Below are 12,449 nucleotides of genomic sequence, written 5' to 3'. Positions count from 1 at the left end.
AGTTTGCCGTTGCCGAGGTCGCGGATCGCATGGTCGATCTGGCGCAATGGGCGGGCGATCAGATAAGTGATGGCCAGCGTCACCAGGATGGAGAACGGAATCAGCGACAATGCCTGCCACAGCAGCACGCGCTGGGCGTGTTCGGCGGTCGATTGCAGCGCGGCTGTTTCGCGGTCTATCATGCGGTTGCTGGCGGCCAGGATGGCATTGGTCTGCTCGAACAGGCGGCCGAATTCCGGCAGCAGTTTGCTGATCGCAGCGGGGTCGCCCAATGCCATCTGGGCGGCGATCATGTCGACCTTTGCGGTCACCTCGTCCAGCGCCATGTGCTGTTTGCGGTCTAGCGGCAGATGGCCGAGCGCCTGGGCGGTGTCGTCGAATTTATGCAGTGCCGCAGTATAGGTATCCAGCAGATCGTTGTCGCCCAGTACCAGGTATTGGCGCGTCACCCGCTCCATGCGGGTCAACTGCTCGACCAGGGTCCTGCTGTCGCGCGTTGCCTGCACGGCTTGGGTGACGGCTACGCGGCTTTGCTCGGTAATGTTCCTGAGATAGAACGAGGCGTTGGCGAAGGCGAACAGGAACGGCAACGCCACTGACGAGAAGCCGATCAGCAGCAGGGTAAGAAAGGATTTCGGGTAGGGTATGCGCAATTGTCGTTTTTGCGAAGCGGCAGGATAGTATAATCCTACCCGCAAAATTCGTTCCAGACCCTTCATGATGCCACAGCTTTCCGTCATTGCCGCCCTTGCACGTAACCGCGTAATCGGTCGAGGTAATGCGTTGCCCTGGCATTTGCCGGAGGATCTTAGGCACTTCAAAGCGCTGACCATGGGCCATCCCATCGTCATGGGGCGCAAGACATATGAATCGCTGGGCCGCCTGCTGCCGGGGAGGACCACGGTGATCGTCAGCCGCAACCGCGATTACGCGGTGCCGGGCGCGCTGGTGGTGGAGTCGCTGCAGCAGGCGCTGGAAACGTGCCGCAACGAGCAGGAAATCTTCATTGTCGGCGGCGCGGAGCTATACAAGGAAGCGATGCCGATGGCCGACCGTCTATACCTGACGGAAATCGACGCGGAATTCGAGGGCGACGCCTATTTCCCGGAATTTGCTCGGACCCGCTGGCGGGAAGTGTCGCGCCAGCCGCATATCGGCGCCAATGGCCTGTCCTTCAGCTATGTGACATACGAGGCAGTGCCCGGCCGTTCATGAGCTGATATCGACGCCGCTGCCCTGCGTTGACCACTTTGCTACACCAGCCCAGGCGCGATCTGGGCTGGTGGTTTCTTGTCAGAACGTGCTGTGGATCACCCGGGGCGCTTGCAAGAACGAAACAGGCTGAAGGCGTCGATCACACGACGCAATCCACATGGTAAGCCACCTTGTCGTCGGTATGCTCGACGACAAGGCCGTGGATGTCGGTTTCGAAGCCGGGAAATTTGCCGTTGAATTCGCGGGCAAATTGCAGGTAGCGCACGATGGTCGCATTGAAGCGCTCGCCCGGAATTAGCAGCGGAATACCGGGTGGGTAGGGCGTCAGCAGCACCGCGGTGATGCGGTCTTGCAGTTCGTCGATGGGCACGCGTTCGATGTTGCGGTGCGCCATCTTGGCGAACGCGTCCGCCGGTTTCATCGCCGGAATCATATCCGACAGGTACATTTCGGTGGTCAGGCGCGCCACGTCGTTGGCTTTGTAGACACCGTGAATCTGGTCGCACAGTTCGCGCAGGCCGGTCTTTTCGTAGCGCGGATGTTTGCCGACGAATTCCGGCAGCACGCGCCAGCACGGCTGGTTCTTGTCGTAGTCGTCCTTGAACTGCTGCAGCGCAGTCACCAGCGTGTTCCAGCGGCCCTTGGTGATACCGATGGTGAACATGATGAAGAACGAATAAAGCCCGGTCTTTTCCACGATGACGCCGTGCTCGGCTAAGTACTTGGTGACGATCGCCGCCGGGATGCCGAATTCCTCGGAGAATTCGCCGTCGACGTCCAGCCCCGGGGTGATGATGGTGGCCTTGATCGGGTCCAGCATGTTGAAGCCCTTGGCCACCTTGCCGAAGCCGTGCCAGCGGGCCTTGGTCTTCAGCATCCAGGCTTCGCGCTCTTCGATGCCTTCCTCGGACAAATCATCCGGCCCCCATACCTTGAACCACCAGTCGGCGCCCCATTCCTCGTCCACCTTGCGCATCGCACGGCGGAAATCCAGCGCCTCCTTGATGGACTCCTCCACCAGTGCGGTGCCGCCGGGAGGCTCCATCATCGCGGCGGCCACGTCGCACGAGGCAATGATGGAATATTGCGGGCTGGTGGAGGTGTGCATCAGATAGGCTTCGTTGAACACGTCGCGGTCAAGCCGGCTGTTTTCGGCATCCTGCACCAGGATTTGCGAAGCCTGGCTCAACCCGGCCAGCATCTTGTGCGTGGATTGCGTCGAAAAAATCATCGATTCCTTGCAGCGCGGACGGCCTTCGCCGATGGCGTGATAGTCGCCGTAGAAGTCGTGGAACGAGGCATGCGGCAGCCACGCCTCGTCGAAATGCAGCGTGTCGATCTTGCCGTCGAGCATTTCCTTGATTTCCTCGACGTTGTAGATCACGCCATCGTAGGTGGATTGCGTGATCGTCAGTACGCGCGGCTTGGCGTTCTTGTCGGTGGCGAACGGATTTTTTGCGATTTTTTTCTTGATGTTCTCCCACTCGAACTCTTCTTTCGGAATCGGACCGATAATGCCGAAATGGTTGCGCGTGGGCATCAGGAACACCGGAATCGCGCCGGTCATGATGATGGAATGCAGCACCGATTTATGGCAGTTGCGGTCCACGACGACGATGTCGCCCGGCGCCACGGTGGAGTGCCAGACGATCTTGTTCGAGGTGGACGTTCCATTGGTCACGAAATACAGGTGGTCGCAATGGAAAATCCGCGCCGCGTTGCGCTCGGATGCGGCGACAGGTCCCGTATGGTCGAGCAACTGGCCGAGCTCGTCCACCGCGTTGCAGACGTCGGCCCTTAACATATTCTCGCCGAAAAACTGGTGGAACATCTGCCCTACCGGCGATTTCAGGAAAGCCACGCCGCCCGAATGGCCGGGGCAGTGCCAGGAATAGGAACCGTCGGCGGCGTAATGCGTCAGCGCGCGGAAGAACGGCGGCGGTAGCGAATCCAGATAATCACGGGCTTCGCGCACGATGTAGCGGGCGATGAACTCCGGCGTATCCTCATACATATGGATGAAGCCGTTCAGTTCGCGCAGGATTTCGTTGGGGATATGGCGCGAGGTGCGCGTTTCGCCGTGCAGGAAAATCGGAATTTCCGCATTACGAAAGCGGATCTCGTCGACGAAAGCGCGCAACCGGTTCAGCGCCACTTTGGATTCCTCGACGAATTCCTCGTCGTCGATCGACAGGATGAAGGCCGAGGCCCGGCTCTGCTGTTGTGCGAACGAGGCCATGTCAACGAAGCTGGTCACGCCCAGCACTTCGAAGCCTTCTTCCTCGATGGCCTTGGCCAGCACGCGGATACCCAGGCCGGAAGTGTTTTCGGAACGGAAATCTTCGTCAATGATGACGACGGGAAAGCGGAATTTCATCGATGCTCCCTGAAGGGAAAATTAGCGCGGATTGTCGCAGATTTTGCTGACGCTGCGTTGTACGGATTCAGCGGAAACGGCTGGCGCCGTTATTCCCGCGGAGGATACGGATTGACCAGGCGTGCGACCAGATCGGCCAGCACGGCGCGGAACTGATGTTCGTCGCAACCCATCAGCACTGCGTCTTCCAATGCATCCTGGCAAGTCTGGCGGATTTCGGCCAGGTTTTCCTGCATCACCTTGTTTTTTTCGATGCAGGCGATGATTTCGCCCTTGGGGCCGCGCCAGACGATTTTCGGCAAATCGGTGCTGCTCATCATTAAATCTTCGGCAAGGTCACGCCATGCTGGCCCTGATACTTGCCGCCACGGTCCTTGTAAGAGGTTTCGCAAATGTCATCCGCGTCGGCCTCGAAAAACAGCACCTGCGCGCAGCCTTCATTGGCGTAGATCTTTGCCGGCAGCGGCGTGGTATTGCTGAACTCCAGCGTAACAAAGCCTTCCCACTCCGGCTCGAACGGCGTCACGTTGACGATGATGCCGCAGCGCGCATAGGTCGATTTGCCCAGGCAAACGGTCAGCACGTTGCGCGGAATGCGGAAATATTCCACGGTGCGGGCCAGCGCGAACGAGTTCGGCGGAATGATGCAGTAATCGGCATCCACTTCGACAAACGAGTTCGGGTCGAAGTTCTTGGGGTCGACGATGGTGCTGTTGATGTTGGTGAACAGCTTGAACTCGCTGGAGCAGCGGATATCGTAACCGTAGCTCGACGTGCCGTAGGACACCAGCTTCTGCCCGTTGGCCTCCTTGACCTGTCCCGGTTCGAAAGGCTCTATCATGCCGTGCTGCTCCGCCATGCGGCGTATCCACTTGTCTGATTTAATGCTCATCGCGGCTACATTAATCCAAGTAATTGAAAATGAGTGCGCATTATACGGTTACCGACGGGGTTGCGGACAAAACCACCGCTAGTCTTCCTCGTCTTCCGGGTTGACGCGGCGTCGGGCGCGCACGCCTTCCGCCAGGGTTTCCAGCACCGCCGCGCTGTCTTCCAGCCCGAGGCAGGCATCGGTTATCGACTTGCCGTATTCCAGCGTGCGGCCGTCATCCAGATCCTGCCGGCCTTCCTTCAGGTGCGATTCCACCATCAGCCCGAAAATGCGGTGTTCGCCGGCGGCGATCTGCCCGGCGACATCGCGCGCGACTTCCAGCTGCAATTTGTACTGCTTGCGGCTGTTGGCATGCGAACAGTCGATCATCACCCGCTGCGCCAGCCCGGCCGCGGCCAACTCCTTGCAGGCGGCATCGACGCTCGCCGCGTCGTAGTTGGGCTGCTTGCCGCCGCGCAGGATCACGTGGCAATCCTCATTGCCGGCGGTCGATACGATGGCCGAATGGCCGGCCTTGGTGACCGACAGGAAGTGGTGCGGGCTGGCCGCCGCCTTGATGGCGTCCACCGCGATGCGGATGTTGCCATCGGTGCCGTTCTTGAACCCCACCGGGCAGGATAAGCCCGAGGCCAGCTCGCGGTGGATCTGGCTTTCGGTGGTGCGCGCGCCGATGGCGCCCCAGGCCACCAGGTCGGCGGTGTATTGCGGCGTAATCACGTCCAGGAATTCGGTACCGGCCGGCATGCCGAGTTCGTTGATATCGCGCAGGATGCGCCGGGCCAGCCGCAGCCCCTCGTTGATGCTGAAGCTGCCGTCCAGGTGCGGGTCGTTGATCAGCCCTTTCCAGCCCACCGTGGTGCGCGGCTTCTCGAAGTAAACGCGCATCACGATCACCAGTTCGGCGGCAAAACGCTTGCGCTGCTCGCACAACATCCTGGCGTATTCCAGCGCGGCGTCAAAGTGATGGATCGAACACGGGCCGACGACCACCAGCAGACGGTCGTCCGCGCCATGCAGGATGCGGTGTATGTCGTGCCGGGTGGCAAGGATATTTTCGGAGGCAACGGCGCTGGCCGTCAGTTCGCCCAATATGCGCGACGGCGGCAGCAGTTCCTTGATTTCCTTGATGCGGACATCGTCGGTAGCCGGTCTGTGCGGGGTATTCATCAACTAACGCATCGGCGGCAAATAGCCGCAACAGTTAAAAGGGTGCATTTTAACCCGGATGGCTAGGGATTTTGTATAAGAATTCAGTGGATTTTGTATAAGAATTATGCGGTTTGAGCGTGTTTTTACAGCTTCAGCGCCAGCAGCACAACGCCTGCTCCCATCAGCGCAATCCCCAGCCAGTTGACTGCGGAAAGCCGTTCGCCCAGGAACAGGAAAGCGAAGACCGCGACCAGCAGCAAGCTCAGCTTGTCGACCGGGGCGACCCTGGAAGCCTCGCCCAGTTTCAATGCGCGGAAGTAGCACACCCATGAGGCCCCGGTCGCCAGGGCGGATAACGTGAGGAAAAGCAGGGCCCTTGGCTGTAGCGCGAGAGGGTTGGACCATTTCCCGCCGACCAGGACGAAGCCGGCGAGAATGATCAGGATGACGAACGTGCGGATCAGCGTCGCAAAGTCGGAATCGACGCCCTCAAGGCCGATCTTGGCGAAAATCGCAGTCAATGCCGCAAATAGCGCCGACAGCAGCGCCCAGTAGAACCAGCCAGCTTCAGAAACCATTTTTATTTTTCACCATGACGGTTTACCGACTGATAGCTGATGGCTATCAGCTGTTTTGAATCACGATATTGGGGAACTTGCTGCTGTGATCCAGCCCCATTTCGGAAAGCCTGACCGCGGTACGGCGGGCGATTTCACGGTAGGTGGCGGCGATCTTGCCGTCCGGATCGGCAACGACGGTCGGCATGCCAGTGTCGGATTGTTCGCGGATTTTGATGTCGAGCGGCAGCGAGCCCAGCAGCTCGACGTTGTAGTCGCGGCACATCTGCGCGCCGCCGCCGGCGCCGAAGATGTGTTCTTCATGGCCGCATTGCGAGCAGATATGCGTACTCATGTTTTCGACGATACCGATGATGGGCACGCCAACTTTCTCGAACATCTTCAATCCCTTGCGCGCGTCCAGCAGCGCGATGTCCTGCGGCGTGGTGACGATGATGGCGCCGGTGACCGGCACTTTCTGCGACAGCGTCAACTGGATGTCGCCGGTGCCGGGCGGCAGGTCGACCACCAGGTAATCGAGTTCGCGCCAGTTGGTTTCTCTCAATAATTGTTCCAGCGCGCTGGTGACCATGGGGCCGCGCCATACCATGGGGGTTTCGGTGTCAATGAGGAAGCCGATTGACATCGCCTGCACGCCGTAGCGCTCCAGCGGTTCCATGCTCTTGCCGTCCTTGGTTTCGGGCTTGGTGGTGATGCCCAGCATCTGCGGCTGTGACGGCCCATAGATGTCCGCATCCAGTATGCCGACATTGGCGCCTTCGGCCGCCAGCGCCAGCGCCAGATTAACGGCTGTCGTGGATTTGCCGACGCCGCCCTTGCCGGAGGCCACCGCGATGATGTTCTTCACGCCCGCAATCAGCTGCACGCCGCGCTGCACACTGTGCGACACGATCTTGCTGGTCACGTTGACGAATACGCCGCCGATTTCAGGCAGACTCTTGAGCTTGTCCGTGACCTGTTTTTGAATATCCGCAGCCACCGTTTTGGCCGGATAGCCCAGTACGATGTCCAGTGCGACGTTGTTGCCGTCGATGCGGATGTTGCGGGCGGACTTGGTGGCGACGAAATCCTTGCCGGTGCTGGGGTCGGTGATTTCCTTGAGGGCGGCCTGGACTTGTTGTTCGGAGAGCGTCATGGATTGAGATTCCTGAGTAAATAATCGGGATAATTTTAGCGTATGTGGGAGTTGCCGTCATTTGCTAAAATGGTGCCCCTTTGCCAAGGTTTCAAGCTCTTTATGACCCGAAAAATTCTCGTCACCTCCGCGTTGCCTTATGCCAACGGCAGCATTCACCTCGGCCATCTGGTGGAATACATCCAGACCGACATCTGGGTGCGCTTCCAGAAAATGCAGGGCAACCAGTGCCATTACGTCTGCGCCGACGACACTCACGGCACGCCCATCATGCTGCGGGCCGAGAAGGAGGGCATTACACCGGAAGCCTTGATCAAACGGGTGCACGGCGAGCACAGCGCGGATTTCGCCGAATTTCTGGTCGAATTCGACAACTACTATTCCACCAATTCCGATGAGAACCGCGAACTGGCGAACGGCATCTATCGGGCGCTCAAGGCTAAAGGCAAGATCGCGGTGCGTACCATCGAGCAGTATTACGACCAGGTCAAGCAGATGTTCCTGCCGGACCGTTTCATCAAGGGCGAATGTCCCAAGTGTCACGCCAAGGATCAGTACGGCGACTCCTGTGAAGTATGCGGCGCCACCTACAGCCCGACCGAGCTGATCAACCCGTTCTCCGCGGTGTCGGGTGCTGTGCCGGTACGCCGCGAGACCGAGCATTACTTCTTCAAGCTCTCCGAATGTAGCGACTTCCTGCGTGATTGGACGCGCGCCGGCCATCTGCAGGCCGAAGCTGCCAACAAGATGAATGAATGGCTGGGCGAGACGGGCGAAAACAAGCTTTCCGACTGGGACATCTCGCGCGATGCGCCGTACTTCGGCTTCGAAATTCCCGATGCGCCGGGCAAATACTTCTACGTCTGGCTGGACGCGCCTATCGGCTACATGGCGAGTTTCAAGAACCTGTGCACGAAGTCTGGGCTGGATTTTGACGAATATTGGCAGCGCGAAGAGAATGAAGGCCCAGAGCCAAAAACCGAGCTGCACCATTTCATCGGCAAGGACATTCTTTATTTCCATGCCTTGTTCTGGCCGGCGACGCTGGAATATTCCGGCTATCGCACTCCGACCAAGGTATTCGCCCACGGTTTCCTGACCGTAAACGGCGAAAAAATGTCCAAGTCGCGCGGCACCTTCATCACCGCGCGCAGCTATCTTGAGCACGTCAAGAACCCGGAATACCTGCGCTATTACTACGCCGCCAAGCTCAACGGCTCGATGGAAGACATCGACCTCAACCTGGAAGATTTTGTTGCGCGGGTGAATTCCGACCTGGTGGGCAAGTACGTCAATATCGCCAGCCGGGCGGCAGGTTTTATTGCGAAACATTTTGATGGGGAAATCCAAGGCCTGCGCGACGAGCCATTACAAATCAAAATCAATGAAACAAGAGGTCGCGTTGCTGAAGCTTATGAGTCTAGAGATTATGCTAGGGCTATGCGGGAGGTTATGGCATTGGCAGACTACATCAATGCTGATTTCGACTCATCCAAACCATGGGAAAAAGCCAAGAAGCTGGATTCCGAGACAGATAAGCAATTACTTCATATCGTTTGTTCAAAAGCTTTACATGGTTTCAAGGCTCTGAGTCTGCTGCTTTATCCTGTGTTGCCCAGAACTGCAAGCGCAGGGCTTGGACTTTTCCGAGCTGGGAATCATCCAAATTGGGGCGGCATCGGTGTGGCACCTGAACAAAGGATCAATTCCTATCATCATTTAATTACCCGTATCGACCCCAAGCAAATCGAAGCCATGGTCGAAGCCAATAAGGAATCCCTGCAGCCTGCCGTGCAAAACCATTCGCAAGTGCGGCACGCCGAGGCGCAGCAGCATCAGCTCCAGCCGGTGGGCGACACCATCGGCATCGACGATTTTGCCAAAGTCGATCTACGCATCGCCAGGATCGTCAACGCCGAGCATGTCGAGGGTGCGGAAAAGCTGCTCAGGCTGACGCTGGACATCGGCGAGGAAAATCCGCGCCAGGTGTTCGCCGGCATCAAGTCCGCCTACGACCCGGCTATGCTCGTCGGCCGACTGACGGTGATGGTAGCCAACCTTGCTCCGCGTAAAATGAAGTTCGGCTTGTCGGAAGGCATGGTGCTGGCGGCGAGTGACGAACGCGGCGGGCCTTTCATTTTGTCGCCCGATGTCGGCGCGCAGCCCGGCATGCGCGTTAAGTGAACTCTCTTAACAACGAATTAGGATAAAACATGAAATTTTCTTGTCTCTTTATTTCCATGCTGCTGGTTTCCGGTTCCGCATTGGCGGCCGACAGCGATGCCAAGACCGCGGTGGGCGGCGGCGTCGGTGCTGCCGCAGGCACAGCCATCGGGCAGGCGGTGGGTGGTAAAACAGGCGCCATCGTGGGTGGCGCAGTCGGCGGCGGCGTGGGCGCTGCCACGACGACCAAGGGCGACGGCAAGACCGGCGCAATTGTCGGCGGTGCCGCAGGCGGCGCTGCCGGAGCCGCCGTCGGCCACTCCATGGGTGGCAAGACCGGTGCTGTGGTAGGGGCAGGGGTTGGCGGGGCAGCCGGCGCAGCTGTCGGCAAGAACGTGACCGAAACATCGCCCAAGGTTGGTACCACAACCAAGGTCTCGACCAAGGCCATGGATGACGACGAAGATGAAGATGAGGATCATCATGACAAGCACAAACATGGCCGTGGACATGCCTACGGCCACTATAAGGACAAACATGAGGATCATGGCGAACATAGAGGTCATGAGGACTAGCCCCAAATAACATGCGCGCGGCCTGAAGCTGAACATGACGGAAGCCGAGAAATTTCGCCTGGACAAATGGCTGTGGGCCGCGCGCTTCTTCAAGACGCGCTCACTGGCTTGCGATGCGATCGACGGCGGTAAGGTGCGGGTAGACGGGCTGCGCGCCAAGGCTTCGAAGGAAGTCCGTGTCGGCAACGAAATCCGCATCACCGGGCCTGACGGCGAATGGACGGTGATCGTCCGGGGGCTCTCCGCCCAGCGGCGCGGTGCTCCCGAAGCGGCCTTGCTGTATGAGGAAACCGAAGCAAGCCGGCTTCAGCGCCAAGCGTTTGCGGAACGCCAGCGCGCCGAGTTCGGCGAGCGCGAGCGTGGAGCAGGGCGGCCGACCAAGCGCGACCGGCGCTTGATTCATCGATTCATCAGTTAAAACAACGCTATCTGTTCCGGCCCTGCTTTTTTCGGCGGCTGGAATCTCGTCGTGTCCAGTTTCGTCCTGCCGGATAATCCCAATCGTCCGACGGCGAGACGGAAACGCTGGCCTATCATTTCGGCAAATGGTCCGTTGCCGCGCATGCGCCGGTGAAATGCCGCATCGTATTCCTTGCCGCCCCGGCTCTGCCTGAGCAGGCTCATCACATGCTCGGCCTTGAGCGTCGCGTGCAATTGCAGCCATTCTTCGAACAGGCCCGCCAGCTCCAGCGGCAGGCGCAGCAGCACATAGCCCGCTGAAGTTGCTCCAGCCTGTTTGGCGGCTTCCAGTATGCTTTCCATTTCGCTGTCGTTCAGCGCCGGGATGATGGGTGCAGTCATCACCGCCACCGGGATGCTGGCCTGCGCCAGTTTGGCAATGGTTTCCAGGCGCCGTTGCGGGGCCGCGGCGCGCGGTTCCATCCGGCGTGCCAGGTCGCGGTCCAGCGTGGTCACGCTGATGGCCGCATGCGCCAAGCCTTGCTCGGCCATCGGCGCAAGAATGTCCAGGTCGCGTTCTATCATCGCCGACTTGGTGACAATGGTGACCGGATGCCGGCACTCCGCCAATACCTCAAGGATTTGCCGGGTGACGCGGTATTTGCGTTCTATGGGCTGGTAAGGATCCGTGTCGGTCCCCAGCGCGATCGGCGCGCATCGATATTTGGGATGCGCCAGTTCCTGGCGCAGCAGTTGCGCGGCATCGGGTTTGACGAACAGCCTGCTTTCGAAATCCAGGCCGGGGGAGAAGCCCAAATAAGCGTGCGTGGGCCGGGCAAAGCAATAGACGCAGCCATGCTCGCAGCCGCGGTAGGCGTTGATGGAGCGGTCGAAGGGTATGTCGGGGGATTCGTTGTACGTGATGATGGTGCGCGAGGCGTCGATAGTCACCTCGGTGCGCAGCGGCGGCGGTTCTTCATCCAGGCTGCCCCAGCCGTCATCGTACATTTTGCGCCCAAGCTGCTCGAACCGGCCCACCGCATTGCTGGCTGTGCCGCGCCCTTTGAATGTGAGCGGTTTGTATTCTGTACGATCGTCCACCGAGAGAATTCTAACGTAAATGTGTTGCGCCCTGTTAGAATGACGGCCTGCGGCAATCGTTCCAGTCTACGCGCCGCTGCCCATCCCGGCTTTTACCCCTACATTGTCCGCCTAAGACTGGCGCCCAGCGCGGCGACAGGCCGATGTTTCAATTGGAATACTATGTCATTTAATGCCCTCGGCCTGTCCGAAGAAATCGTCCGCGCCGTTACCGAACGCGGCTACACCGAACCCACCCCGATCCAGAAGCAGGCCATCCCCGCCGTGCTGACGGGCGGTGATTTGCTGGCCGGCGCGCAGACCGGCACCGGCAAGACCGCCGGTTTTACCCTGCCCATTCTGCATCGCCTCTCGGATAAATCCGTCAAAGGCCCCTCCGAAGGCCGCCCGCCGATCCGGGCGTTGATTCTCACCCCGACGCGCGAACTGGCCGCCCAGGTGGAAGAGAGCGTGCGCGAGTACGGCAAATACCTTAAGCTGTCGTCAATGGTGATGTTCGGCGGCGTCGGCATCAATCCGCAAATCCAGCGGCTGCGCAGCCGCGTCGATATCCTGGTCGCCACTCCAGGCCGCCTGCTGGATCACGTGCAGCAAGGTACGCTGGATTTGTCGAAAGTCGAAATCCTAGTGCTGGACGAGGCCGACCGCATGCTGGATATGGGCTTCATCCGCGACATCAAAAAGGTGCTGGCGTTGTTGCCGAAGAAGCGCCAGAACCTGCTGTTCTCCGCCACGTTCTCCGACGAGATCAAGGCGCTGGCCGACAGCCTGCTGAACAACCCGGCGCTGATCGAAGTGGCGCGCCGCAATGCCACCGCCGAACTGGTCTCGCAAAGAATCTACCTGGTCGACCGCGAGAAAAAGC

At 59.3% G+C, this 12,449-nt stretch carries 12 protein-coding genes and 1 pseudogene; 5 read left to right on the top strand and 8 right to left on the bottom strand.

All coding sequences use genetic code 11. The features are described from left to right. Positions 1-653 (bottom strand): annotated as a pseudogene (locus tag VGK14_RS00170) (histidine kinase); the annotation flags it as partial. A 64-nt stretch (positions 654-717) separates the two neighbouring features. Here VGK14_RS00170 and VGK14_RS00165 point away from each other — a divergent pair. After that, complete coding sequence (locus VGK14_RS00165) at positions 718-1,215, top strand: dihydrofolate reductase (protein ID WP_414691689.1); 498 nt, start codon at positions 718-720, stop codon at positions 1,213-1,215. Positions 1,216-1,354: 139 nt separating this feature from the next. Here the strand turns inward: VGK14_RS00165 and VGK14_RS00160 are convergent, their stop codons facing one another. From VGK14_RS00160 to apbC, 6 genes are all read right to left on the bottom strand, one after another. Then, positions 1,355-3,592, bottom strand: a complete 2,238-nt coding sequence (locus tag VGK14_RS00160; RefSeq protein WP_331506868.1) for an arginine/lysine/ornithine decarboxylase — start codon at positions 3,590-3,592, stop codon at positions 1,355-1,357. Positions 3,593-3,681: 89 nt separating this feature from the next. Continuing rightward, positions 3,682-3,912, bottom strand: coding sequence for a hypothetical protein (locus VGK14_RS00155; RefSeq protein ID WP_331506867.1), 231 nt, complete (start codon positions 3,910-3,912; stop codon positions 3,682-3,684). Continuing rightward, entirely contained in the window at positions 3,912-4,484 is a 573-nt protein-coding gene (dcd, locus tag VGK14_RS00150; RefSeq protein WP_331506866.1) for a dCTP deaminase, read from the bottom strand. Before dcd ends, VGK14_RS00155 begins: the two co-directional genes overlap by 1 nt. Positions 4,485-4,562: 78 nt before the next feature. After that, entirely contained in the window at positions 4,563-5,651 is a 1,089-nt protein-coding gene (aroG, locus tag VGK14_RS00145) for a 3-deoxy-7-phosphoheptulonate synthase AroG (protein WP_331506865.1), read from the bottom strand. 125 nt (positions 5,652-5,776) lie between these two features. After that, positions 5,777-6,211, bottom strand: a complete 435-nt coding sequence (locus tag VGK14_RS00140) for an EamA family transporter (RefSeq protein WP_331506864.1) — start codon at positions 6,209-6,211, stop codon at positions 5,777-5,779. A gap of 46 nt (positions 6,212-6,257) precedes the next feature. After that, entirely contained in the window at positions 6,258-7,346 is a 1,089-nt protein-coding gene (gene apbC / locus VGK14_RS00135) for an iron-sulfur cluster carrier protein ApbC (RefSeq protein WP_331506863.1), read from the bottom strand. A gap of 102 nt (positions 7,347-7,448) precedes the next feature. Between apbC and metG the strand changes: the two genes are divergently transcribed. From metG to VGK14_RS00120, 3 genes are read left to right on the top strand one after another with little or no spacing between them, the layout of a single operon-like run. Then, positions 7,449-9,530 (top strand): methionine--tRNA ligase, encoded by a 2,082-nt coding sequence (gene metG, locus VGK14_RS00130; protein WP_331506862.1) that lies wholly within the window; start codon positions 7,449-7,451, stop codon positions 9,528-9,530. A gap of 29 nt (positions 9,531-9,559) precedes the next feature. Further along, entirely contained in the window at positions 9,560-10,084 is a 525-nt protein-coding gene (locus VGK14_RS00125) for a glycine zipper domain-containing protein (protein WP_331506861.1), read from the top strand. 34 nt (positions 10,085-10,118) lie between these two features. Beyond that, positions 10,119-10,502, top strand: coding sequence for an RNA-binding S4 domain-containing protein (locus VGK14_RS00120; RefSeq protein WP_331506860.1), 384 nt, complete (start codon positions 10,119-10,121; stop codon positions 10,500-10,502). Here the strand turns inward: VGK14_RS00120 and VGK14_RS00115 are convergent. Further along, on the bottom strand, positions 10,499-11,584 hold the full coding sequence (locus VGK14_RS00115; protein WP_331506859.1) for a PA0069 family radical SAM protein: 1,086 nt from the start codon (positions 11,582-11,584) through the stop codon (positions 10,499-10,501). The genes VGK14_RS00120 and VGK14_RS00115 overlap by 4 nt on opposite strands. Positions 11,585-11,746: 162 nt before the next feature. Here VGK14_RS00115 and VGK14_RS00110 point away from each other — a divergent pair. Further along, positions 11,747-12,449, top strand: a 703-nt coding sequence (locus tag VGK14_RS00110; protein ID WP_331506858.1) for a DEAD/DEAH box helicase, incomplete at its 3' end; no start/stop codon positions are given.

It is taken from the genome of Novimethylophilus sp. (genome assembly GCF_036504375.1).
Classification (GTDB): Bacteria; Pseudomonadota; Gammaproteobacteria; order Burkholderiales; family Methylophilaceae; genus Novimethylophilus.
The sequence above is the reverse complement of the archived record's forward strand: the minus strand, read 5'-3'. Positions and strand labels throughout refer to the sequence as shown.

What these genes read in the sequence shown, in the direction of transcription:
- VGK14_RS00165 (WP_414691689.1), top strand. Translation starts at nt 718, where the DNA reads ATGATGCCACAGCTTTCCGTCATTGCCGCCCTTGCACGTAACCGCGTA.
- VGK14_RS00160 (WP_331506868.1), bottom strand. Translation starts at nt 3,592, where the DNA reads ATGAAATTCCGCTTTCCCGTCGTCATCATTGACGAAGATTTCCGTTCC.
- VGK14_RS00155 (WP_331506867.1), bottom strand. Translation starts at nt 3,912, where the DNA reads ATGATGAGCAGCACCGATTTGCCGAAAATCGTCTGGCGCGGCCCCAAG.
- dcd (WP_331506866.1), bottom strand. Translation starts at nt 4,484, where the DNA reads ATGAGCATTAAATCAGACAAGTGGATACGCCGCATGGCGGAGCAGCAC.
- aroG (WP_331506865.1), bottom strand. Translation starts at nt 5,651, where the DNA reads ATGAATACCCCGCACAGACCGGCTACCGACGATGTCCGCATCAAGGAA.
- VGK14_RS00140 (WP_331506864.1), bottom strand. Translation starts at nt 6,211, where the DNA reads ATGGTTTCTGAAGCTGGCTGGTTCTACTGGGCGCTGCTGTCGGCGCTA.
- apbC (WP_331506863.1), bottom strand. Translation starts at nt 7,346, where the DNA reads ATGACGCTCTCCGAACAACAAGTCCAGGCCGCCCTCAAGGAAATCACC.
- metG (WP_331506862.1), top strand. Translation starts at nt 7,449, where the DNA reads ATGACCCGAAAAATTCTCGTCACCTCCGCGTTGCCTTATGCCAACGGC.
- VGK14_RS00125 (WP_331506861.1), top strand. Translation starts at nt 9,560, where the DNA reads ATGAAATTTTCTTGTCTCTTTATTTCCATGCTGCTGGTTTCCGGTTCC.
- VGK14_RS00120 (WP_331506860.1), top strand. Translation starts at nt 10,119, where the DNA reads ATGACGGAAGCCGAGAAATTTCGCCTGGACAAATGGCTGTGGGCCGCG.